Consider the following 24,953-nt stretch of genomic DNA (forward strand, 5'->3'; position numbering starts at 1 on the left):
AAATGGTATTAAGAAATTAATACAGGAATTTTATTAAAAATAATATATCCATCATATTACTATTTGAGATAAAATAATATGTTTTGAATAAAAAAAGAAAGTTATTTTATTTGCTTTTGTTATCCTTCGTACTCGCTAATGCCCAAGCAATAAGTACGGGTTGAAAGAACAGTCGTGCAAATCTTTTAGCATTGGTATCGAGACCAAAGGCATCACGTTTTTCTACATATTGGGCGATATTGCCAGGAAACACAGATGTAAAAAATCCAGCCGCTATTTGACCAACAGTTTCTCTATGTTTTTCATTTGTAAAAATTAGAGCAGCACCTAAAGAAATTTCCGCTAGTCCAGAAAACACCACCGTATCATCTTTTTTAAGAGGAACCCAATTAGGCACCTGAGCCCGAAATTCTTTACGAGCAAATGTTAGATGTGAGATACCAGCAGTCATTAAAAAAGTACCAAGAGCAATTCTGCTTACCTTTTGAAAATAGGATTGATTCATCAGCATATTATTTATTTTATCAATATCGATCAGTATAGGTACAACCGACAATGGGAAAAGGTTTTTTATAATGACAATATTTTTAAAACTCCACAGAAAGTCTCTATTTTGACAGTTCCGCAAGTTCATCTTTCGTGAATACATGATCCCCTTTCAAATAACTATTTGCTTCCTTCAGATATTTGAAAATTATTTTTTTACCTTCTTGACTTGGCAATTTTTTAAGATTTTGAACTAAAAAATTTTTATCCACTAATCGATCTTTATGATAATCTAGAAATGAGGGAGCATGTGTTTGGACAGACCATCTTATAAAATGCAGATCAATATTGTCTTTATTTTTTGATATAACAGATTCTAGTCTATTCTTACCTTTTTTAAACTGGCTTAGCTTTGTAAATGGATTGTTCTTATGCTTTGCCCATAATATCTCATATGCTGCGAGATATCCTTGTTCTGTTGCAGTTTTGGCTCCAGATTCTAAGGTTTTTAGATTGTTCTCACAGAGTTTTTTATCTTTAACAGCTACCGAATAGTCCGATCTTATTTTATCAATATCAATTTGACCAAAGCAAATAATTGTACTTAACACAAAAAATACACACACAAAAAAACGTTTTCCCATATTCTCTCCAATTATGATGTTTATATTCCAATTTCTAAGTTTATAAAATGAATGTTGTGCAGCATACCATCAGGTGATATAAGCCTTATGTTGAAAAGGGGACATGGGTCCCCTTTTCATTTAATTCAGTAATTTAAATATACTATATTTATATTCAAACTACAATTACATAATAAAGTCTTGTTTTATAACGATGCGTTATCACGTAACATTTTAATATCATTATGCGCAGCTAGCTGCTTACCCAGTTGGTTCAACACCATATTTTTCACTTCTATTGATAACTGATCAGCATCCTCTTCTAGTGTGTTTTTATAGGTTTCCTTAAAAGCATCTTCTCCTTTTTCACAACTTTCCAATAAGCTTCTCTTATCATTTCCTGAAATATTTACTTTAACATTCATCCACATTCTAAAAAGTTTACCACTCATCATCGTACTTTCCGTTGGTTCCTCACCCTCGAGTTTAACATAAGGTGTTAACTCTTCTATAAATTGTTTTGATTGCTGCATATATTTCCCGAAAATACCACCTAAGCTATCCACTCCCATATTGTTTGCAAGATCAGATGCTGTTTTATATCCTTCTATGCGATCATTGTTGATCTTGATAAGATCATTGATAATTTCTGGATTATTAATTTGATTTTCCATAGCAATTATGTTATTTGAGTTGTAAATCATTGCATTGAAAACAACAACATCAGCAATAGGTTCAGTATTAAATTCATTTCGGGTATTAACACTGCGATAACGTATTTACCTCCAGCAATAAAAAGTGGTTGGGTCGTGGATATAATAATTTCGCTTTTAGACGTCCAACTCAGATCCACTAAAGACATCTTGAAAACATCTATTTGATGAATAGATATTTATACATGAATAAATCATATGAGTAGGAACTCCAATATTTTGATAAGCTTTAATAAGTTTGTTTAGCCCAAGCTTAACCCGTGTCCCTCCCAGCCTATTTAAACAGTAGATATAGTTGACCAGATAAAGATATTCAAGTTATCTTTATTTCGATTATCTCTGGCGCAAAGCGACTACAGATGTCGATTATTCTTTTTTAAATTCAATACAAAAAGTAGTTCCAACATGAAGTTCGCTTTTAACAGTAATTTCAGCATTTAAACGATCAATGATACGCTTGACAATAGAAAGTCCAATACCCGATCCCTCATATCCCTGAGAATTAGGCAATCGCTTAAAGATATCAAATATATTGACGCCTTCTCTAAGGTCCATACCTATGCCATTGTCCTTAATATAATAAAAAACAGAGTTGCCTACGTTCTCACTGGATATCTCAACAAATGGCTTTTGAATCGTACTCCTATATTTAATAGCGTTACCCATCAAATTTAAAAACAATTGATATAGTAACGTTCTTTCTCCTAAAATAGGAATCGTAGGACCAAGCCTAAAGTCAAGATCTACAACACCATACTGTTGCTTACAACTTTCTAAAATACTCAGAATTTTTGTTCGCGGATCGATCAATTCATTCTTGAATGCCACATAGTTAGACTGAGATAATTGGTATACTTTATCCATCATCTCTGTAATCAAACGAGTAGCATCCAAAATATTTTCACCTAATTTATGCAACAGTTCTTTGGAGATGTCATTTTTTAAAAGAATCATTTGTGCTGCAAGCTGTATTGAAGAAAGTGGGTTTTTAAGATCATGTGTCAGCGTATAGCTAAATGTATCTAGTGCATTATTTGATCGAACAAGCTCTTTATTTAAGTTGGCTATTTCGACACTTCGCTGCGCAATGGCCTGCTGTATAATCTGTACGATTCTGCCCATAAACGACAGTTCAGATTGTTTCCATTTCGGAGCATTACCTTTTGTGTGTTCGATCCATGCATCAAACGATGTTCTGGGTGAAGGAAATTTTACATTATTCTCTGGATCATATTTAAATATTTTCTCCGGTTTGCCTGCCCATATCTCTTCATATACATGCTCCTTTCTAAACAAATACATATATACTTTACTCCCAGGCTGAACATTTATTCTGATCACACCTGGAAAGATAATCGGATCTATTATGTGAGCTGGTATATCATAAACAAAATTTGAAGTGGCATATAAATTTTCTTCATGATTTATTAAACTTTGGTCGATTTGCGCATGAAGCTCCTCAGTCGGTACATCTCCAAATGATTTAAGTCCCCGATCATGTAAAATGATCAACCCATCAGCTTCGGCAATTTTCATAATTTGTGGTGCAAACTTTTCAAGAACAGCATACATATCTGTCTTGATTAGAAGCTCGGACTTGAGGTCAATCTCCATCGCTCCCATGACTTCCTGATTGAACAGATTCATTTTCTGATGTTCCGAAAGATAATAGTTCACGGCATATTGCGTAAGGAAAGCGCCTAAATGTCGTTGCGCAAGGTCAACATGCAGTGGTTGCCGATTTTGACAAGCAACCAATCCCCAAAGCTTTCCATTCATAATAATGGAAAAACTTGCACTAGCGCGCATCCCAGCATTTCGTAGGTACTGCAAATGGATCGGAGATAAAGCTCTGAGACTACATCTTGTAAGATCTAATTCCTTTGGATCTATCCCCTTTACATTAACTGTAGACGCATCAATATCTGCAATATTTCGAGCCAGAAATTTGGTATATAGTGCTCGTGCTTGCTCGGGAATATCAAATTCAGGATATCGATACCCAATGAGAGAAGTCATATCCTCAGAAATGGATTCCGCAATAACCTGACCACTGTTATCTTCAAGGAACTGATAAACCATCACCCGATCAAATCCAATGATTTGTCTTATTAGAACCGTCAAAGATTGCCATGCGCGATCATGCTGTTCTTCCAGGTATTTAGCATAGTAAAATAATCGTGTTTCCTTTAAATGAGTTTCATTACAAGGTTCTATTTCGATATATTTCTTTTCATCATAGCTATATATACTTAAGTAATATTCTATTTTGTCGATCTGGATCCGTTCAACAAAACGTATAAACACCTGCCCGTTGATCTGACGCTCTATTTCTGCAAGATTCCATTCCGTTTCTTGAGACAGTAAACTTAATATATCTTCAATTTGTAAACCCAATACTTGATCTATAGTCCTATTTAAAAGATCTGTTATATTTTCACTAATAGCCACACAACCACTATTGTTAAAAACAAAAAGAAATCCTCCAAACTGAATCTTACCACATAAATGTATTTCTTCTTGATGACACTCCAATTGACGCATAAATTGCTAATTTTTAAAATTTATTGTGGTAATCTTAAGAAACTATTTAAGAGATAAGGCTATATTATAAATTAAGCATTAACTTTTTCAAATATCAGAAACCAGTGACTAATATAATTAAAAAATCACTAATCAATACACAAACGATCGCTTAAAAACTGAAGATTGAATCCCTTATATTTTATATTTTTCCATGAACTTTTCAATTTATTGAAAAACACGCAGCTCTCCTATTGTTGCGGATATAGTTAAGATGTGAAAAGACAAGATGAATCATTAATTTCATCTACCTATACAACAAAAAAGCCAACTAAACCATTTCCATTTCTGGCTTTTCATGATATTCTTCATTCCATTTTGCCAATTGACACATGATTGGAATCAATGCTTTTCCTTTTTCGGTTAAAGAATACTCGACTCGAGGGGGCAATTCTTTAAACTCCTCTCTAAAAATAACACCATCCTCTTCTAACTCTTTCAACGAGCTTGTCAATACCTTTCTTGATATATGTTCTATCAAAGCATCCAATTGTCCAAAACGTGCTTTTCGATCTCGCAAAGTATAGATGATGACAGGCTTCCATCTTGTTCCTAAAATTCCCATCGAACGCTGCATAGCGCACGAGCAGCTTTTCAAATCAGTTCTTTTCATATACAAATTCTTGAATAGTTACATATAGGTAACTACTTTATACTATTAATAGTTACAAAAGTATACTAATTGAAATATATTTGCAACAATCAAATTTTAAAATAAAAAGATAATGAGTATACAAACACTATTTAATCCATTTCATTACAAAAAACTCGTTCTGAACAATCGCTTTGTTATGGCACCGATGACAAGAGCATTTTCTATTGATGGTATTCCTGGTGATGATGTCAAAGGTTATTACGAACGTCGTGCTGCTGCTGAAGTTGGATTGATCCTGACAGAAGGTACCGTCATTGACAGACCTTCTTCAAAAAACCTAAAGGATATTCCAAATTTTTATGGTGACCAAGCATTAGCAGCTTGGAAAAATATTGCTGATGCCGTACACCAAAAAGGTGGAAAAATAGCCCCTCAAATATGGCATGTAGGCTATACACCGATGCAATGGACTCCTCCAGCACCTTTTGAAAGTCCAGACTCGATGAGCTTAGCAGATATTGAACATACGATACAAGCTTATGCGCATGCGGCGAAAGCAGCGAAAGATCTAGGATTCGATGCATTTGAAATTCATGGTGCACATGGCTATTTAATTGACCAGTTTTTCTGGGAAGGTATGAATCATAGAACTGACGAATTTGGAGGTAAAACAATCAAAGAAAGATCCAGATTTGCTGTTGAGGTCATAAAAGCGATGCGCCAAGCAGTAGGCCCTGATTTTGTTATTATCCTACGCCTGTCGCAATGGAAACAACAGGATTATACTGCTAAATTGGCTCCAACACCTACATCTTTAGAAGATTGGATCTTACCACTGGTCGATGCTGGAGTAGATATTTTTCATGGTAGCCAACGCCGTTATTGGGAACCGGAATTTGAAGGCAGTGACCTAAATTTTGCAGGTTGGCTGAAAAAAGTCTCTGGACAACCCACTATTACCGTGGGTTCTGTAGGTCTTGATCAAGATTTTGGGGATGTATTTACCAATTCCGAATCAAAATCAGCTCCAGTTGCCTTAGATGAATTGGTTCGCAGATATGAAAGAGGAGATTTTGATCTTGTTGCCGTAGGTAGAGCAATTTTACAAGATCCAAATTGGGTCAAAAAAGTACATGCAGAGAAGTTCGATGAACTGTCGACATTTGAAGCAAAAAGTTTGGGTAGCTTGTCTTAGATCGGTCAAAGCACTAAAAAGGCACTATTCCAAACTAATTTTACATCATGAGTTTATAAAAATTGATTGTTGTGATATCATCAAGTATTTTATCTATAGCATATACAGTCTATAGATAAAATACCGATATTTCCATTCCTAATTGTGTTTTTAAAATAAGTTTTTTATTTCCCTTAACGTATTCATTAACGTAATAAGATGAATATATAAACTTTTGCAAGTCGAGCAATATTCTTATCCTGTTCTATTTATCATGACCTAATTTCATTCCTTTGATATCATATTTGATGTATTCTAACATCTACATGCATAATACCATTACAGCATCATTACAACGAGCCTCCCTCACTCTTAAGATATCAACCTAAATATTCCTATACACCGTTTTTATTAGCTCTTAATACGCTGAGATAAACAAGTCCAAACAAGTTGATGGTATCTAATTATAAATAATTATTTTATAAATTGTTATAATTTCCTATATTCACCATCTTTCTCTTACAAAAACCAACAATACGAACAACCGACTTATATGTTATGCTCCATACGCAAATTTCAACAGCAACTTTCAGTAATACAAAGCCACATTACGCTATACTCGATGGGTTACGAGGAGTGGCAGCGATTACGGTGGTATGTTTTCACATATTTGAAGCTTTTGCAACGAGTCATTTGGATCAGATCATCAATCATGGTTATTTAGCCGTCGATTTTTTCTTTATGCTATCGGGATTTGTGATTGGTTATGCTTATGATGATCGTTGGGCAACAACATCGACCTTAGATTTTATCAAACGCCGAATAATTCGACTCCATCCCATGGTCTTTATAGGTGCGATCATTGGCGCTATTCTATTTTACTTCCAAGGCTGCTCGGTGTGGGATGTTTCTACTGTGAGTATCATGGCTTTGCTCGGTGCGACATTATTAAACGCATTTTTGATCCCGGCAATGCCAGGGCATGAAGTACGCGGTCTAGGTGAAATGTTCCCTTTGAATGGCCCAAGCTGGTCTTTATTTTTTGAATATATCGGAAATATACTCTATGCCTTGATTATCCGAAGATTTTCTACCAAGATTCTTGCAGGTTTAGTCTTTATTGCAGGTTGTGGCTTAGCGACATTTGCAATAGTAGGCCCATACGGAGATCTCTGTGCTGGATTCTCGCTGACCGAAATCGAATTTACTGCTGGATTTTTAAGGATGCTATTTTCTTTTTCTGCAGGTTTATTACTCTCACGTGTTTTCAATCCCGTTCATATAAAAAGAGCTTTTTGGATTTGTAGTCTCCTATTAGTTGCTCTTCTTGCCGTACCACGTATTGGCGGAGCAGAGTATTTATGGATAAACGGGCTATATGATACCTTATGCTGTATCTTGATTTTCCCAATATTAGTTTACGTTGGAGCATCTGGAAAAACCAGCGATAAGTTTACAACTCAGATATGTAAATTTTTAGGCGATATTTCGTATCCTTTATATACGGTTCATTATCCTTTTATCTATCTGTATTATGCCTGGGTAAAAAATCATAAACTTACATTTGAAGAGTCATTACCTGGTGCAGCCGCTGTTCTTATTGGAAGTATTATACTCGCTTATATCTGTTTAAAATTTTACGACATACCAGTAAGAAAGTATTTAACAAAACGACTTTTAAAAACTAGTAAATCATCATTAAACAATTCTTAAAAATGCTATATGATTTGATTTTTTTATAAAAAAAATCAAATTAATAAACAAAGGTTTTTATCTTTAACTAACAATCAATCAACTACAACCTACCATGAATAAGAAATCATACCATGAAATGAGCAATGAAGAACTAATCAATGCTAAAAAAGTAACAACAATAGCTGCAGTTCTATTGACCGTTATGTTACTTATCCTATTGGGAATGGGAATCTATATTTCCGTAACCAAAAAATTCAGTGCATTGGTAGCTATTCCTTTTGCTTTGTCACCCATCACTATCATTAATTTTAAAAATTTAAAGAAAATCAATCAAGAACTCAAGACAAGAGGAATATCCTAATTTATCAATCATAACTTTCACTTATTTTTATTATAAGCCTCAGTAGATTATATTATCCAAAGTTAGGATCCTGATCTTAAAAATTCAGGATCACTTAGCGTTTTCAAAAATGAAATGATATCTTGTTTTTCTTGATCCGTTAATGGAATCCGATTGCCATTTTCTTTTAAAATAGGATCCAGATTTTCAGCATCTATAACACCTTTATCAAAGTAATCCAACACCTCTAATAAAGTTGCAAACTGTCCGAAGCTGCCATAAGGCGCAGTATATTCAATATTCCTTAAACTAGGAACACGAAAGCTCATATAATCGGAAAGTATCCCCGTCACCCGAGCTCGTCCCGCTTCTTCAGAACTACTGTGTAGCGGAAAGCCCACGTTTCTGAAAGTTTGATCCGTAAAAAGCTCCGTACTATGACAGCTCTGGCATTTCTGTTTAAATATCTGATAACCCTGCGCTTCACTTTTAGTAAATTTTCCCCCCTTATTTCGCATTACTTGATCATATCTACTATTAGCACTGATAAGCGTATAGGCGTACTGAGCAATACTACGATAAATGCGATCAGGTGTAATATGCTCGTCACCAAAGGCTTTTTTAAACATATCTTGATATACCACGTCTCCTCCTAATTTCCCAATAACTTCCACAATAGAAGAATTCATCTCTTCATGTGTTATAATAGGCACCAAAGGTTGCTTTTCTAGCTGCAGAACATTCCCATCCCAATTATAAAACTGCATAAAGGCCATATTTTGTATTGGTGGAGTATTTCTCAGACCGATCCGTCCATAGATACCAATAGCTCTAGGATTTTGATCAGCAAAAGCATGGGCCCTATGGTGACAGCTCGCACAGGATATGCTATTATTTCCGCTTAATTTTTTTTCATTAAATAACTTTTCTCCCAGTTCTGCTCCATATTTTGTTGGCCTATTATTTTTCACACTATTATTTAAAATAGGAAACCCAGCAGGAATTTCCAATGAAAGCTCTGGGTTATCAAAAGAAAAGGAAGTTTTATCATCTTCTTTACTACAAGAGAGCAACAATGCGAGCACGACTATAATTCCTACTATTTTTTTCACTTGCATGCCTATTTTTAAATTAAACAATACACGAGCTGCCCAAATCAGCTCATTTGATCAGCTCGTGCTAAAAATTAGTTTTCTACTTTACTTATAGAAAACATTCCAGATATATCACTAGAACCATTACCGCCTAGATTGTCCACAAATTTTAGCATTTGAACAGCAGTATGAACATTTGGTGTAGCATTATTCCCCATACCTGTCCCCGTTGACAGCGTAATATTGGTTTTACCACTCAAGAGTTTATTAAAATCTGCGGTGATGGTTATTTTAGGGCCACGTTGACCCACGATAGCATCTGTTGTCAGATCTAAGGTGATATCCCGGTATGCATCCACTCCTTGCGTATATGCTCCTTCCTTTCCTTCAATAGTGCTACCGGTGTGTATAGACATGGTCTTATTATCGACTTCATAAAAGCCTTCCAATTTTGTAAATCGATAACCTGTTCCCCACTCCCACATCATTTTAGTATCATTAGCACCAGCAGTGGCATAAAATGTTGGAAATCTTACTTGATCGATGGTATTCAAATCCTGTTTTACACCCAAACCAAATTTGATCTGCTTATAGGTACCCGATGGAATGTTCGTTAAGACATAATCGAGACTAGGTTGCTTCGCTTGATCAATAACTGTTGCTCCCTTATCCAGATCATTAACATGGTAAGGTATCTCCCCACCATCAGCTTTGATAAGACGGATATTGCTAATCACATATTTCAATTCAGATAAATGATGGACTTGTCCTACTGCAGAAGTATTTGTTGTAGCAGTAGTTGAACTCGCACCCCCTAAGATTATCGTTGTATTTTTAAAGGTATTATTAAAATGTAAGGTTACATGATTAGCCACAGGCATGTCATCACTTTTACTACATGAAACCATGGCCAGTGTACAGGCTGATAATAATAGATAGTTTTTTAGATTCTTCATTTCAATTTTTATTTAATTAAACATTATTTATTGTTAGCACTATGGGTTTTTCTAAAAACCCACTTTTAAGGATGTAAATATATTACGCCCCATTCGAGGAATATTTCCCCAGTCAGCGTATGTACTGTAGTATTCATTCCATAAGTTTTCGGCACCTACCTGTACAACAGCTTTACAATTCTTGATATTAAATCGATAGTCTGCCGAAACATTCCAAATCTTATAAGAGGAAGTTTTATCTTCTCCATACTCCGGACTGTAATTATTTTGTGTAAAATCACCATTCAAACTGGTTTGAAACCCAATTTTATGATGTGTAAAATGGACTGATGTCTGATAACTTAGGGGACGTATAAAGGGTAAATTTCCACCTCTGTCATCTTGACCGCGAGCATAAGTCAGCAGACCTTTCCATTGCAGATTTTGCAAGATGTCGTAATGACCACCAATAGAGAAATTGAAAAGTGTAGCATGGTCCAAAGAGGTATAACCTTTGACACCTACCGATTGGTAATTCATTGGACTACCCATACTTAAAATCCGACCAACGATATAGTTTTGGATATAGAAGTAGTTTGCCTTAACGTCAATCCCGACTTTTTCTTTCTTAAAGCCCAAACTCGCATTCATTTCATATGAAATTTCATTTTTCAAATCCGGGTTTCCGATATAATCGTATCGATCGAAACTATTGTAGATATAATAACCATAACCTTCGGAAACAGATGGTGCCCTATGTCCATAACCCGTTCCCGCAGAAAAATGAAAACTGTCAAAATTAAGCTGATAATTTGCATGAAGACTTGGCAAGACTCTTGTTTTTTCTTGTGGTGTACCCGGATGGAAAATCCAATTAAATTCCACGTACTTAGCATGATTGTAGTTCAACCCCAATGTTCCACCAACATTTACTTGACTCTTATCGGAGATTTCCCATGCATTATTCATCGAAAGTCCTCCATATCGAGTCGTTACTCATGGCCAACTGTAGGCAAACATGGTACGGTTGCTTCGATCTTGAGGATACATTCTCATTTCAGCGATCGATACATTCTCGTAAGCATTCAACTGTATTTCGGAAGCGTAATCATCTTTTTTTAGATTAATCTTACTCACAAGTCCGTAAGTCGTACTCCATCCCGGCATATCCATATGCACTAGATTTTCAGGCCGAGTTGTATCATCCATATAGTGCTCTACTGCATTAAAATAGATTTTTGAATCCCACACTTTGACTGGCCCATCCTCAAACATTTGCTTATAGGAAGCAGATGTGATCAATGCTCGGGATAGCCAAAGGTCCATCGGTAATGCTGGGAAACCGACATCCTTGGCCATATCAAAAATAGCATCCACTCTTAATGCAGACAATGGACTTGTTTTATAAGCCATACCTAAAGACGTATTAAATTTATTGTACTGCGAATGCTTGACTTCATCGTTATGTCCATCAGCATAATTACCCGCTTTTCTAAAAGAAATAGTTCCATCTGCTACAAATTTGTCATCTGAATAAGACAAATTTCCCATATTGAAAAACTGTTTATTATTCCATTCGAATCCTGTTTGGTAGGTACCACTCCACTTCGGATCCAGACTAAACGGGGTACTTTTTCGCTTCAGATCAATACTTCCCGACACGGTAGATCCGTGCATACTTCCAGCCTGCCCCGATGTAATGTCAATCGCAGAAAGGTTGTTACTCTCCACATAAGAGGTGATCGGATCCATTTTATCGGTACAAGCTCCGAAGATATGCATACCATCAATGGTCAGATTCGTCCGTTCTGAACTCATATTATTCAACAAGGGCTCCCAAGCATAAGCACCACGTTTGATAAAACTTATATTTTCCGAGGATGCCAAAAATTCATCAACCGACACGGACATTTTCATTTCAGTCTCTATTTTCTTTTTGACCATCCTATTTACCTGTACTTCATCGATACGACGCGTACTATCTTGTTTTATCTGCAAATCTTGCGCTTTAGCATATATACCAAATACCAGAAGCACTAAGCCAACACTTAATTTCTTCATCATGGTTAAAATAAAATATCAATATGCAGGTCGCTTTTAGCACCTGCAATGCCAGGTGTAAAATCATCCGGTACAACAGTTCCTTTTATGATCTGTCCATCTTGGTTCTGCATAATAAAATTCAATGTCCAGTTTCCGGTCATGGTATAATTCACTACGCCATGATACAACCCGTCGTTCTGTTGCGTGAGATCTTTATTGTTGGGTGACGAATGATTCCCCATAGAAGGTTCTGGCATTCGCGGATCCAGCTGCAACATATAACCATTAACCTCAGTGTAGGAGAACTGTGTCGGATCTGGAAATACTCCCGATGGATTACCTATAGCTCGTTGATATCTATAGATTCCAGCTAGCAGTTGGTTTTCAGAAACTTTTGGCTTCTGAGGAGATATTAAAGCGATGATATATTGTTCGTTATCCTTCCCCGTAAACGCCGTCATATTGAGATTTTTATTCGCTTGCTCCTGTACATTTATGCTTTTTGTGACCTGGAAAGTTTGACCATTTATTGTAAAACTGAGGTATAGATTCCAGCTGCCATTTAAACTACTTTGCTCTGTAAATACAGCATATCCAGAAAAATATTTTTCATCAGATTGTTCAATCAATTGATACCGATGAGGACAAGATTGATGTTCCCCTATGGTATTAGTCATAATAGGCAAAAATGTAACTTCAGAAGTATTTGATATTTCGCCTGTCTGACTATCGGTGATTTTTAAACGGATTTCATTATAACCCTTATAAAATGTTCCATTCAAAGCTTCAATACGAATATAATAACCGTTAGTAGTAACAGCTGCAGCCTCTTTAAACTCGACATGTTCCGTTACTACAGTATCGATTTCAGCTTCGTAATCCGTTTTACCCTTTGTACATGACATGACCACAACGCATAGCGCGGCCATAAATAATAGTATTTTCATTATTATCTACTGTTTTGTGAAAAAAAATGGGAAATCCAGCTTGGCTTCTAGCTATATGTGGTACAACGTCAAATCTAAAGATAAGGAATATCCTTACCTTGATCTAAGACTTGGGAATGACTTTGATTCATAGTAGTCATCAGTAAGTAGAAAACAGCTTATCAAAATAAGACAATCATACGCTATAAATCTTCCACTGCTACATACCTAATATAAAAAGCTATCCTGCAGAAATAATTCATGCGAGATCATTAATTAATGCTCTGATAGTATTTTAATAAATGCTATACTTCAATTCATTTTTGTTTCAGCCACTAATCAACATCTTGAAGTCTGTTCTCCGAAATGATCAATAAAATTCGTAATGCAGAGCCTCATTTTCAATCTTGATCTATCGCAGGTAAAATCACATGAATAGGATAAAAATCTATCTTAAACAATACATCAAGAAATTCATGAAATACGATATCAGTATCCGTCTCGATAATATCGGGATAAAATCAGATCACTAAATTAAAATAGCTGACGTTAATAACTAAGCTTCGCTGGTAAGCAAAAACGGGACAGGAGGACGAAAAATAGGCGTGGTAAATGTAAATCTGTAATCCGCCAAATAAGGAGAAAAATGTTTAACAAAAAGATTTTCTTCTGGTGGATGCATAGTAAAAAAGATACTTTCCTTATGCATATAAAAAGCGTTACGCTCATTTACTACCAGATTCTTTTTTGCTTCCTTCTGCTCTTCTTCTCTTATTTTTTTCATAAATACACATTGCCCATTACAATGAATCTGAGGGCGATCCTTGTTGATACATTGAGCAATATAATCGGGCAAGTGTATCTCATATTCAAGTACCATGACATTGCGATAGAAGGACTGCAATGTCAATGTTATCAGAATAATATAAGTACAGATACGTTTCAAAACCTTTTAGTTTTTTTCAATATGGCCAAATATACGGAATGATTTTCTTTAAAAAACAGGAAAATAGCACTTAATTTAAAAAAATAGCTAAACATTTTTATTATGGTGTACATCAAGCCGATGATGGATCTAAAAAGAGGACGTAATCGATATTTTAATAAGTGTACAAACACAGCTGTAAAAAAACCTATGATGACAACTCAAATCGTAAAAAAAACTAGCTTTTTATGTTCTTTATTCTACTTAACAACATCTATCCGATTCAATGTACCATTAAAACCCGACACCTGAACAGGTAACTTGTGAAGTTCAATTTCCTGATGATCAACCGCCTTTATACCACTGATTCTGACATCCTGTTTTTTATTGATCTTCTTCGGAATTTCAATCAGACCATATGCCTTATATGGCACTTGATCATCTCCTAATAAAGATCGTGGTCCCCCACCTAAGCATCCACTATGATATAATAGGACACTTTCTTTCTGTGCGGGGTAATAGACATGTTGATGACCAGACAGATATAGATCAACTCCATTTTCCTTTAAAAAAGCTAAGGTTTCATCAGCTTGTTCCAATACTTCACCAGGTTTGTTCTTGGATTCAACGAGAGCATATAAAGGAAGATGCCCGAGTACAATTTTAAATCTTGTTTTTTTAGCCAAGGAAGAGTTCAATTGTTCTTTCATCCAACTTTTTACTTCAGTTGGTATCTGAGCAGAGGAGGCATCCCATGAGATGATCAGTACATTATTTTTCAAGTAGGAATAATAATATGGAAAATGATTACTGTCTATAAAAGTCAGATTCACATCACGCTTATGATTGTTCCAAAATGACGCTGAAACTTCACGATCTAAAGCGTAGCCAGGAGAAGCATCATGATTGCCCATGGTAAATCCAAAAGGTACAGCAGCTGTCTTTATTGGTTGTAAAACAACCCGATCAAATCCTGCCCACATAGCCTCTAGATCTACTCGCGTCAAAGCTTTTTTCTGACCAGCGACCATATCTCCGCCACATAAAATAAGATTGGGCTTCAGCTCAGCAATTCGGTCTACCACATCCAATACTTCTTGACTATAAGTGGTCGACCCATAGCCGTCATTTAAATCCGATAAGACCAAGATCTTAAGATTTTTATTGATCTTTTCTCGATTCAGATCCCGAATCGATGATTGTGAAAATACAGGATGAATAGCATACAATGAAAGGAGAAAACAAACAGATGAGCAAAATTTCATAAAAAGTCTATTGTTATATAGATATCAAATGTATCACTATAATTTTAAAATACCATTTGCAGAGCAAAATATAAAACTTACTGATCAGCATGTAGATGCTGTCATACAAAACAAAAAAGAGACTTTAAAAGTCTCTTTTTCTATAGCTTACTAACTTGAAATATTCTGAATGTTATGAATAAGCTAAAATTTTATGCATTTCCTCGAATAACACGTAGTAACACGACAATAATAGCAATTACTAATAATACGTGAATAATACCTCCACTGTAAAATCCTCCTAAAAAACTGATCGCCCAGATAATGACTAAAATTACTGCGATGATGTATAATAAATTTCCCATAGTATAATGTAGTTTATGATGTTTAAATATTTAGTAACCTGCTTATATAACAATTGAAATGGGATATTGGTTTGTGGTACTAAACAAAAAATTAAAAAAAAAGCTTTATGATCCTCTCCAATATAAAAATAGACGCTGATTAATTCTTACAAATCGAAAAAAACAGCGTACAGACACAGCAGCTTTTAATGTTTTTGATCAATCCAGATAACGTAAAATAATTAATCCACCAGAAGCAAGATAAAAATGCCCTATCGAAAGTAATTTCCAACCAGCTTGATTTTAAGAGATAAGCAATGTGAAGCATACATCACGCTCAAATCTAGCTATCAATCAGTTACCCCTTACAATAGATATCATGAACAATAAAAATTACGCAATCGATTTCATTTAATAAGCCCATAAATTATCCAAACAAAACGGCTAACTTAATACTATTATGTTAACCAAAATCAATAATAAACCATTATGAATCCATTCCAGTTATGAAAAAAACACATCTCACAGGCGTACTATTCGCAACACTCGCTACGATTTCCTGCTCAAAAGAAATTGTAAAATCAAGATTAGAAAAACCCTCTGCGACTATCTCACAGAGTGATAAAGATCTACCCAATCTGATATTAACAGGAAGTAATGCTGCACCCTCACAGCATCTCGTCTATAGTTTTCCAAATGATGCGGTATTGAAGATGGGCAAAATAAAGATTACAAATACAGCTAAAACGGAATATTTCTCGGTGCTCAATTATGATGGTGGATATATGGGTTTACAAGACACACCAGATCTGCGTTATGGAACATCCAACATTATGCTTGCTTCGCTGTGGGATAAAAATACCGCAACAAATAATCTCGCTTTCTATTCATATTTAGATAGCAAAACAGTTGCTAGTCGTTTCGGAGGTGAAGGAGATGGTCAAAAAACATTAAATCCATATCATTGGAGCATCAATACGTGGTACAATATGGTCATCCGTTCTTGGAAAGAAAACGGAAAAATATACATTGCCAATTTCGTTCAAGACCTCTCAACGGGAAAATGGTTACACACCTCCACCATCGGTAGAGAAGCTAGCGCAGGATATTTAGGTTCGGGCAGTGGTACATTTTTAGAAAACTGGGTAGGCGACAATCCGAGCTATGATGGCAGATTCCATAGAAAAGCATTGTTGAAAGATAATTGGAACCTCAGTGTGAATAATGTTTGGGAAAAATCGAGTAGTCGTTATTTCTCGGCCAATGATAATGATGCTGCACGAAATGGGCAATTTGATCGAGCATTTAATGTCGGTTACAATAGTGCCGAGGACGCGTATTTTATGGAGCATGGAGGTTCCACGACTCCAGATCCCGCTTTTGGTACTGGTCGTGTATTAAACTTACCAGAACAGGCAGGACAAGGAACTGCTCCCGTATTGACAACTATCGAAAATAGCTATAGTACCGCCCGCTATCATAATACTAAAGTTATTGTTTCTTGGGGAATCAACGAGAACAAATCTCCACAACTACGCTATAAACTTGAACTATTAAATGCTTCAGGTTCCGTTTTACAGACACAAGAAAAAATACAACCAGAGAAAAGAATAGATACCCTTTCCAGTACTTTAGCAAATGGAAATTATACCATTAGGATCACATTGACAGATATTTTTAATCAACAAGCTCCGGCAAAATTAGTTCCTATAACAGTTTTCAATAATAATGATACGTATAAGATTAAAAATGTCAGTAGCGGTAAGTATCTCACAGTTCGGGATAATAGCACAGCCAATTCTGCTCAAATTGTACAATACAGTGCTCATACAAGCGATTTTCAAAAATGGAAAATTGTCAGTGGCAGTTCCGGATATGCATTAGTTAATGTTGGAAGTTCCAAATCCGTCGATATCCCGGCCAGTACAGATGATCTCAATACCGGATTGATTCAGTACAGTAGCTCAACAAATCAAAATCAACAATGGACCTTTAACTTTTTAGATATCAGCAATACAGTATTTATAAGAAGTATACTGAGCAAAGGATTGATCATAGACAACCCTGGAAGCAGTACAAGCGACAATACGCAAGTCGTATTATACAGTATCAATAATAATCTTGGCAGCAACAATCAAAGGTGGGTCTTAGAGAAACAATAAATAAACATTTCCAGCAGCTATTCAAATCAATCAAGGGCTGCTGGAAATTAAATCATTTATTTAGCAACATGCTCCACAAGTAATTTTTCACAAACCATATTGCTCAAGACCTCCATCTCTCTATGCGCATAATTGACCGACATGCTTTTATCAAACAATTCAACAGATTGTATAGTAATCACAGCTCCCAGTACCAATTCGCGGCTATTTAAAAATTTAAGCAATTCTTCCGAAGACGGTTTCACTGCCATAAATTTTACAACATCGCCACTTTCACAATCACTCAACCTATCAAAATCCTTAACGATCACTTTACCATTTTCATCAGGTATAGGCGAACCATGTGGATCCACCTCAGGAAAACCTAAGATTTCATCCATTTTAGCAAAAAAAGCCGGAGACTGTATATGTTCAATTTGTTCAGCAATGTCATGTACTTCCTCCCAACCAAATCCCATTTTTTCCACCAGATACATTTCTGTCAGACGATGTTTCCGAATAATTAATGATGCTTCTTTCCTTCCCTTTTCCGTTAGTTTCAAAGGTTTATAACTTTCATAAATAACAAAATCTTTTTCACTAAGACGTTTCATCATACCATTTACGGTAGGCATTTTAATGTTCAGCATTTTACTTAACTCATTTACACTAGCTTCACCTTTTGTACTCGTCAAAGCAAATAATGCTTTCAGATAATTTTCTTCCGTCTGTGATATCATGATAACAAAAATACAAATTATTAGCACAATCTAACAATATTGTTCTAAATAATTTGTTAGTTCAAACAAACTTTATAGATTTGCAACACTAACAAATAATATTTACACGATGAAGATCAATCATTTTCTAATAATGGGTAGCCTCATCTTATCGAGTTTGACCCTTTCTGCACAGACAGGGCAATTAAAAGGTAAGATAACCGATCCCGAAGGAGCCCCCATTGAGCGGGCTACTATCAGCATTCCACGATTAGGTATGGCTACAAAAGCGGATAGCATTGGAAATTATGAATTACCTCCTATTCCAGCAGGATCCTATCAATTAAAGGTCAGTTTTATTGGTTTTGAAACCAAGCTCTTATCGGTAACCATAGTAGAGAGGGTAGTTCAAGTAAAAAATCTAGAACTGAATGCTAGCTCAAACCGATTAAATAGCGTTGTCGTTACCGGCACCCGAACAGCGCACCGAAAATCCGAAAGTCCTATAGCAGTCCATATTCTAGACAGTAAGACTTTCGATATTACGCAATCCAACACCTTAGCAGATGGTCTATGTTTTCAACCGGGATTGCGAATGGAAACAGACTGTCAGACGTGTAACTATTCTCAGTTAAGAATGAATGGGCTTGGGGGCTCCTATTCCCAGATCCTAATTAATAGCCGCCCCGTATTCAGTTCATTGATGAGTCTGTATGGACTGGAACAGATACCTGCCAATATGATTGACCGCGTCGAAATTGTAAAAGGTGGTGGATCGGTTTTATATGGATCCTCAGCCATTGCTGGAACGGTCAATATCTTAACAAAGGAACCGCGAAAAAGCTCGTTCACACTTTCCAATAACAGCTCATTAATCGGGAACAAAACCTGGGATCATTTTTTCAATGCCAATCTAACAGCAGTTAATGATGAGCAGAATGCTGGAGTTTCTCTTTTCGCATCTCATCGCAATCGTGACTCCTATGATGCAAATGGCGATGGATTTTCTGAAATGCCCATCTTACAAAACAACTCTTTCGGTTTCAATTCATTTTTTAAGTTATCTCCGCAAGATAAACTGGAGATCAATGGATGGAGTATCAATGAAGAAAGAAAAGGCGGAAACAAATTAGATCTTCAAGCCGACAAAGCCGATCAATCTGAATACCGCTTGCATCATATTCTGGTAGCAGGCTTCAATTACGAACGTCAGGCAAAAGACAAATCAAGTTCATTCAGTATCTATGGTTCTGCCCAAAATACAAAAAGAACACATTACACAGGTATAGACCAAATCGATGCATGGGGACATACAAAAAATTATTCGGTACAAAACGGAGTTCAATACAATTATATCAGTTCGGAATTCCTAAATGGAAAAAACACCTTTACCGCTGGAGTAGAAAATCAATACGAATACACGTTTGATGAAATTAAAGCATACGATTACCTGATTGACCAACAGGTCAATTTACTCGGAGCTTTTTTACAGAGTGACTGGGAAGTAACCCGTAAATTAACATTACTATCCGGACTTCGCTTAAACAAATCCAACCGTATGGACAACATGGTTCCCACACCGAGACTCAGCACGTTATATAAAATTGGCCATGAAACCCAATGGAGAACATCATATGCAAGAGGATTTAAAGCCCCACAAGCGTTAGAAACCGATATGCATATGGCTTTTGCCGGAGGTGGCGTTTCCGTCATTCGAACCGATGCAAATTTGATAGCAGAAACGTCCAATAGTTTGAATAGTTCTTTGGACTTTAACAGAGCCAGTGAACACATGATTTATGGGTTTACAGTAGATGGATTTTTCACCCGCTTGTACAACACATTCGTTTTGGAAGAAATCGGTATTGATCAAAATAACAATCAGCAACTCTTACGAAAAAACGGAGGAAACTCATCCGTACGAGGGGTAACAGTGGAAGGTAGATTAAATTATGATCAAAAAATACAACTGGAGATCGGTTTGACCTTACAAAAATCCACCTATGATCAAACTGTATCCTGGTCATCCGATCTTCCAGGCACGAAACAATATCTGCGCTCTCCTGATCTTTATGGTTATTATACCCTTAGTTTTTGGCCTCAAAATCCATTCAATGCTGTATTGTCCGGCGTCTTGACCGGTCCCACGCAAGTTCCTCATTTTGCAGGTGCTCCAGGTATCGATCAGGATGTTCTCTACACCTCCCCTACATTCTTTGAAAACAATATTAAGCTATCTTATACATGTACACTAAAACAAATCAAGCAAGATTTACAATTCCATATTGGTATTCAAAATATATTCAATCAATATCAACGCGATTTTGATACGGGCAAAAATAGAGACAGCAACTATATTTATGGCCCGAGTAGGCCTAGAACATTTTTCTTAGGATTAAAATTTGGACTGATGTAAATTTTAGATTCACCTAATACCTAAAGACCACGATTATAGAGGGGAAAGATGGAAACTTTCTTTCTCCTCTATATATCGGCGCAATGACGATAGGATTAAAAACAAGATTCAATTACTGAAGCCCTACAATTGCTTGATGATACTTAGCAGACCTTTCTTGAGCGCGATGTGCATAAGTCAATAAGATCGCTATCCGCCACAATAGATTTGGTATCTGCTACTTGCAAAAAATAGGCATAGTACTGTTCAAATTCATTTTCCTGAACATGAATATCAAGAATTTCCATTCGATGTCGCAAAGCTGCACGACCACTGCGGGCAGTCAGTATAAGATCTGGCATTTCAAACCCAATCACAGCCGGATCAATAATTTCATAATTGCTCCTATCTTTCAGAACGCCGTCTTGGTGTATTCCAGACGAATGGGAAAAAGCATTCCGTCCCACGATAGCCTTATTCGCTTGTATAGGGTTGGACATGGCCATTTCAACCATTTTACTCAACTTGCTTATATAACTAGGATCAACAGTAGTAAATATGGGTAAATCTTTAATAATAAGAGTCATTACAATTTCTTCCAATGCCGCATTACCAGCCCGCTCCCCGACACCATTTATTGTTCCTTCCGCCTGACTTGCACCAGCCAGCAGCCCCGCAATTGTATTTGCAGTTGCCATGCCTAGATCGTTATGACAGTGTACCGAAATTTTAGCTTTGTCCATATTCGGGACATTTTCTATAACAAATTTGATCTTTTCATAATATTCAAAAGGAGTACAAAAACCATTGGTATCAGGTAGATTAACAATAGTTGCACCTGCCTCAATCACATTTTCAACCATTTTTGCTAAGAATAAATTATCGGCTCTACCCGCATCTTCAGCAAAAAATTGCACCTCCTCAATTTTATTAGAGGCATACCGCACCATTTTAAATGCTACAGCTAAAATATCATCTCTGGTACTATTAAATTTATTTTTAATATGAATATCCGAAGTCCCGATTCCAAGTTGTACTCTAGGACATACCGCATTTTTGAGCGCATTAACCGCAGTGTCAATATCTAGCTCACGGGCTCTGGCCAATGCGCACACTTTAGCATTTTTAATTAATTTTGAAACTTCCTGTACCGCCTTAAAATCTGCAGGAGAACTCACAGGGAAACCCGCTTCTATAATATCAACACCGAGAAATTCAAGCTGTTCGGCTATTTCTAGTTTTGATTGAAGAGTCAGCAAGCACCCAGGCCCCTGCTCACCATCACGGAGAGTGGTATCGAAAATATCTATTTTTTTCTTATTCATGATCTTTTGTTTTATCAAAAATAATGAGCGTTTTTATTTTGTTATATTTGAAAATAAAGCAATACTTATCTAATTATGCCAAAAGCTTACATATCAACACTAGATTGTACAAAAGTTATTGATGATGGAGATATTGAGATCCGGTATTTTGGTCAATTTAATACCTAAATACATCATCATGAAAAAGCACAGCTGATCTCCCCTGAAATGAGTGCTGTATATCTTTACTCAGAAAAGGGAAGTTTTTGTATTCCTGCCCGACACTATGCTTATGTTGACGCACATGTCAAACATAAATTAATATCAAGATCGCCCAATTTAAAACTCAAGACGATCTTTCTTGATTTGAATAAGGAAACGTATCCTATTGCTCATTGGGGAAATATCGCTATTTTCTCTCCATCAAACTTACTTGATCATCTTTTAGCATTTGGCGTACAACATTGGTCCGATAAAGAACTGAAAGAAGTTGGGCTAGCGTCTTTAAAAAAAATGTTAGCACATATATTGATCAGCCCCCTAAAACTTCATGCACAACCACCAAAGTCCGAATCACTCTTAAAAGTTGTTGAATATATTACCCAATCCATTAGTGAACAGATTACAATAGCATCCTTATCGCAACACGTAAATATTCCCGAGCGGACCTTGTCAAGACAATTTAAGAAAGAAACAGATATAACCATCTTTCAGTTTATAAAATTAAGCCGTATGCAGCTCGCATTAGAATTATTAGAAGACCAATCATTGCATATTAGTGAAATTGTTTACAAAATCGGTTACGACAGTATTCCCACTTTTTCAAACCTATTCAAAGAATTAATAGGAATCAGCCCTCAAAGATATAGACAAGGACTGCTCTAAGTCCAGAGTTTAATGCCCATTTAGGAAATAAAAATTATTCAAAAGATCAAAAAAATCAAACACATAGCAAATAGGAAAATAAAAAGGTATCTTTAAGCTTTATGGCATGATCTAAAATCAAAATAAGATCTAATATAGAGGACAAGAAAGCCACCATCATCATGTTTTGAAAATTAATAGGTTATTAACCTACAGTTCACACTGACGATGTATATTTAGACAAGTAAATTTACATAGCCTGTGGTTTAAAACATTTGAATTATGAAAACGATCACTCATTTATTTCAAAGGATGATATTTCGTCTCTTTCTTGTACAGTTTAGTTCATTCTATTCCCCTCTTAGATTCCATAAAAACTAGAAGATATAATAGAACATTTTTTTACTGCACCTGAAAATTTATACGAGTAAATGCCTTTAACTAAAAAATCCTTTGGTGAAGATTTTATCTGGGGTGTCTCAACCGCAGCTTACCAAATCGAAGGAGCACATAATCTAGATGGAAAAGGACTTTCCATATGGGACGTTTTTGTTCAGAAAAGAAATAAAATATTCAAAAACCATAGCGGAGATATAGCTTGCGATTTTTACAATCAATATACCCAAGATCTGTATTTGATGTACAGTTTAAATATTCGAAACTATAGATTTTCCATTTCATGGAGCCGCATAGTTCCAGAAGGTACCGGAACAATCAATCCATTAGGAATCGATTTTTACAATCGGCTTATCGACCTGTCTTTGGAGTTAGGTATTACGCCCTGGGTGACCTTATACCATTGGGACCTACCCCATGCCCTTGAAAAAAAAGGGGGCTGGCTCAACCGCGATGTTAAAGAATGGTTTGGCAATTACGTAGCAGTCTGTGTCAGATCATTTGGTGATCGGGTAAAAAACTGGATGGTGCTCAATGAACCTGCCGTATTTACCGCAGCAGGATATTTCTTTGGAGTACATGCCCCTGGAAAAAAAGGAATTGATTATTTCTTAGCCGCCGCACATCATGCCACTTTAGCACAGGCACATGGTGCCAGAATCATTAAATCGTTACAAAAAGACAGTTTTGTAGGCACGACCTTCTCATGCTCACATGTTGAACCGTTCTCCACGCGGGAAAAAGATATCCGTGCTGCACAACGAGCAGACGTACTATTGAATAGACTCTTTATAGAACCGTTACTAGGCAAGGGCTATCCGACTAGTGAAATCAAAATTCTAAAAAGAATCGAGAAGTACATCAAACAAAACGATGAACAAGATCTAAAATTTGACATGGATTTCATTGGTGTACAAAACTATACTCGAGAGATTATCCGCCATTCCTTATTTGTCCCCTACCTGCAAGCAAAAATTGTAAGTGCCAAGGATCGTAAAGTCTCCATGACAGCCATGAAATGGGAAGTCTATCCAGAGTCCATGTATCACATCCTTAAAAAATTTCATGCCTACGAAAATATGCCGCCTTTGATTATCACAGAAAATGGCGCTGCTTTTCCTGATCAAGTAGAAAATAACAGGGTAGATGATCCCAAAAGAGTACAGTATTTACAAGCGATTATTGAACAAGTATATCGAGCGAAACAAGAAGGTGTTCAAGTAAACGGTTATTTTGCATGGACTTTTCTCGATAACTTCGAATGGGCAGAGGGTTATGAACCACGATTTGGTTTGGTTTATGTTGACTTTGAAACGCAGCAACGCATTATTAAATCATCAGGACATTGGTATGCTGATTTTTTAAAATAGATAAACTAAAAACATCTCTTACAATTGATTGCTTTTTAAGAGAT

General features: G+C 36.1%; 22 protein-coding genes. 7 read left to right on the forward strand and 15 right to left on the reverse strand.

What is annotated here, in order from left to right:
• Nucleotides 1–106 precede the first annotated feature (106 nt).
• From AC06G9_RS15400 to AC06G9_RS15420, 5 genes are all read right to left on the reverse strand, one after another.
• Complete coding sequence (locus AC06G9_RS15400; RefSeq protein WP_045755659.1) at nt 107–505, reverse strand: DoxX family protein; 399 nt, start codon at nt 503–505, stop codon at nt 107–109.
• A gap of 103 nt (nt 506–608) precedes the next feature.
• Nucleotides 609–1,130: a hypothetical protein gene (locus tag AC06G9_RS15405; protein ID WP_293927247.1), complete on the reverse strand. Its 522-nt coding sequence runs from the start codon at nt 1,128–1,130 to the stop codon at nt 609–611.
• A 185-nt stretch (nt 1,131–1,315) separates the two neighbouring features.
• On the reverse strand, nt 1,316–1,783 hold the full coding sequence (locus tag AC06G9_RS15410) for a ferritin-like domain-containing protein (RefSeq protein ID WP_293927244.1): 468 nt from the start codon (nt 1,781–1,783) through the stop codon (nt 1,316–1,318).
• Nucleotides 1,784–2,188: 405 nt separating this feature from the next.
• Nucleotides 2,189–4,366, reverse strand: coding sequence for an ATP-binding protein (locus AC06G9_RS15415; protein WP_480956633.1), 2,178 nt, complete (start codon nt 4,364–4,366; stop codon nt 2,189–2,191).
• Nucleotides 4,367–4,676: 310 nt separating this feature from the next.
• Entirely contained in the window at nt 4,677–5,018 is a 342-nt protein-coding gene (locus tag AC06G9_RS15420; RefSeq protein WP_248753118.1) for a winged helix-turn-helix transcriptional regulator, read from the reverse strand.
• 112 nt (nt 5,019–5,130) lie between these two features.
• Between AC06G9_RS15420 and AC06G9_RS15425 the strand changes: the two genes are divergently transcribed.
• The 3 genes from AC06G9_RS15425 to AC06G9_RS15435 all read left to right on the forward strand — a co-directional run bounded on the left by AC06G9_RS15425 (nt 5,131) and on the right by AC06G9_RS15435 (nt 8,230).
• Nucleotides 5,131–6,195 carry an NADH:flavin oxidoreductase gene (locus AC06G9_RS15425; protein ID WP_480956634.1) on the forward strand — a complete coding sequence of 355 codons (1,065 nt, stop codon included), beginning with the start codon at nt 5,131–5,133 and terminating at the stop codon, nt 6,193–6,195.
• Between the two features lie 537 nt (nt 6,196–6,732).
• Nucleotides 6,733–7,887, forward strand: a complete 1,155-nt coding sequence (locus tag AC06G9_RS15430; protein WP_480956635.1) for an acyltransferase family protein — start codon at nt 6,733–6,735, stop codon at nt 7,885–7,887.
• Nucleotides 7,888–7,981: 94 nt separating this feature from the next.
• Entirely contained in the window at nt 7,982–8,230 is a 249-nt protein-coding gene (locus AC06G9_RS15435) for a redox-active disulfide protein 2 (RefSeq protein ID WP_248753116.1), read from the forward strand.
• A 62-nt stretch (nt 8,231–8,292) separates the two neighbouring features.
• On the opposite strand, the gene AC06G9_RS15440 is transcribed toward AC06G9_RS15435, so the two are convergent.
• The 8 genes from AC06G9_RS15440 to AC06G9_RS15475 form a co-directional block, all read right to left on the reverse strand.
• The gene (locus tag AC06G9_RS15440) at nt 8,293–9,321 is read right to left on the reverse strand and encodes a cytochrome-c peroxidase (RefSeq protein ID WP_480956636.1); all 1,029 of its coding nucleotides are present in this window, start codon (nt 9,319–9,321) and stop codon (nt 8,293–8,295) included.
• A 74-nt stretch (nt 9,322–9,395) separates the two neighbouring features.
• Nucleotides 9,396–10,259, reverse strand: coding sequence for an MbnP family protein (locus tag AC06G9_RS15445; protein WP_260948773.1), 864 nt, complete (start codon nt 10,257–10,259; stop codon nt 9,396–9,398).
• A 51-nt stretch (nt 10,260–10,310) separates the two neighbouring features.
• Nucleotides 10,311–11,207 carry a TonB-dependent receptor gene (locus AC06G9_RS15450; RefSeq protein ID WP_480956637.1) on the reverse strand — a complete coding sequence of 299 codons (897 nt, stop codon included), beginning with the start codon at nt 11,205–11,207 and terminating at the stop codon, nt 10,311–10,313.
• A gap of 27 nt (nt 11,208–11,234) precedes the next feature.
• Entirely contained in the window at nt 11,235–12,302 is a 1,068-nt protein-coding gene (locus tag AC06G9_RS15455; protein ID WP_480956638.1) for a TonB-copper family protein, read from the reverse strand.
• 2 nt (nt 12,303–12,304) lie between these two features.
• A complete protein-coding gene (locus AC06G9_RS15460) occupies nt 12,305–13,228 on the reverse strand; it encodes a hypothetical protein (protein ID WP_480956639.1) in 924 nt (307 codons plus the stop codon).
• Between the two features lie 535 nt (nt 13,229–13,763).
• Entirely contained in the window at nt 13,764–13,991 is a 228-nt protein-coding gene (locus AC06G9_RS15465) for a hypothetical protein (protein ID WP_480956640.1), read from the reverse strand.
• Nucleotides 13,992–14,392: 401 nt separating this feature from the next.
• Nucleotides 14,393–15,397 (reverse strand): metallophosphoesterase family protein, encoded by a 1,005-nt coding sequence (locus AC06G9_RS15470; RefSeq protein ID WP_480956641.1) that lies wholly within the window; start codon nt 15,395–15,397, stop codon nt 14,393–14,395.
• A gap of 191 nt (nt 15,398–15,588) precedes the next feature.
• Nucleotides 15,589–15,741: a lmo0937 family membrane protein gene (locus AC06G9_RS15475; RefSeq protein WP_248753110.1), complete on the reverse strand. Its 153-nt coding sequence runs from the start codon at nt 15,739–15,741 to the stop codon at nt 15,589–15,591.
• Between the two features lie 485 nt (nt 15,742–16,226).
• On the opposite strand from AC06G9_RS15475, the gene AC06G9_RS15480 reads away from it, so the two are divergent.
• The gene (locus tag AC06G9_RS15480; protein ID WP_480956642.1) at nt 16,227–17,882 is read left to right on the forward strand and encodes a DUF3472 domain-containing protein; all 1,656 of its coding nucleotides are present in this window, start codon (nt 16,227–16,229) and stop codon (nt 17,880–17,882) included.
• A 56-nt stretch (nt 17,883–17,938) separates the two neighbouring features.
• Here AC06G9_RS15480 and AC06G9_RS15485 read toward each other — a convergent pair whose 3' ends face one another.
• Nucleotides 17,939–18,601: a metal-dependent transcriptional regulator gene (locus AC06G9_RS15485; RefSeq protein WP_480956643.1), complete on the reverse strand. Its 663-nt coding sequence runs from the start codon at nt 18,599–18,601 to the stop codon at nt 17,939–17,941.
• A gap of 109 nt (nt 18,602–18,710) precedes the next feature.
• On the opposite strand from AC06G9_RS15485, the gene AC06G9_RS15490 reads away from it, so the two are divergent.
• Complete coding sequence (locus AC06G9_RS15490; protein WP_480956644.1) at nt 18,711–20,996, forward strand: TonB-dependent receptor; 2,286 nt, start codon at nt 18,711–18,713, stop codon at nt 20,994–20,996.
• Between the two features lie 143 nt (nt 20,997–21,139).
• On the opposite strand, the gene AC06G9_RS15495 is transcribed toward AC06G9_RS15490, so the two are convergent.
• A complete protein-coding gene (locus AC06G9_RS15495; protein WP_480956645.1) occupies nt 21,140–22,300 on the reverse strand; it encodes a 2-isopropylmalate synthase in 1,161 nt (386 codons plus the stop codon).
• Nucleotides 22,301–22,507: 207 nt separating this feature from the next.
• On the opposite strand from AC06G9_RS15495, the gene AC06G9_RS15500 reads away from it, so the two are divergent.
• Together AC06G9_RS15500 and AC06G9_RS15505 are read left to right on the forward strand one after the other, a co-directional pair.
• Entirely contained in the window at nt 22,508–23,164 is a 657-nt protein-coding gene (locus AC06G9_RS15500) for a helix-turn-helix domain-containing protein (RefSeq protein ID WP_480956646.1), read from the forward strand.
• A 410-nt stretch (nt 23,165–23,574) separates the two neighbouring features.
• A complete protein-coding gene (locus AC06G9_RS15505) occupies nt 23,575–24,909 on the forward strand; it encodes a GH1 family beta-glucosidase (RefSeq protein ID WP_248753104.1) in 1,335 nt (444 codons plus the stop codon).
• The last annotated feature ends 44 nt before the right edge of the window (nt 24,910–24,953 follow it).

This window comes from Sphingobacterium sp. MAE (assembly GCF_056711605.1).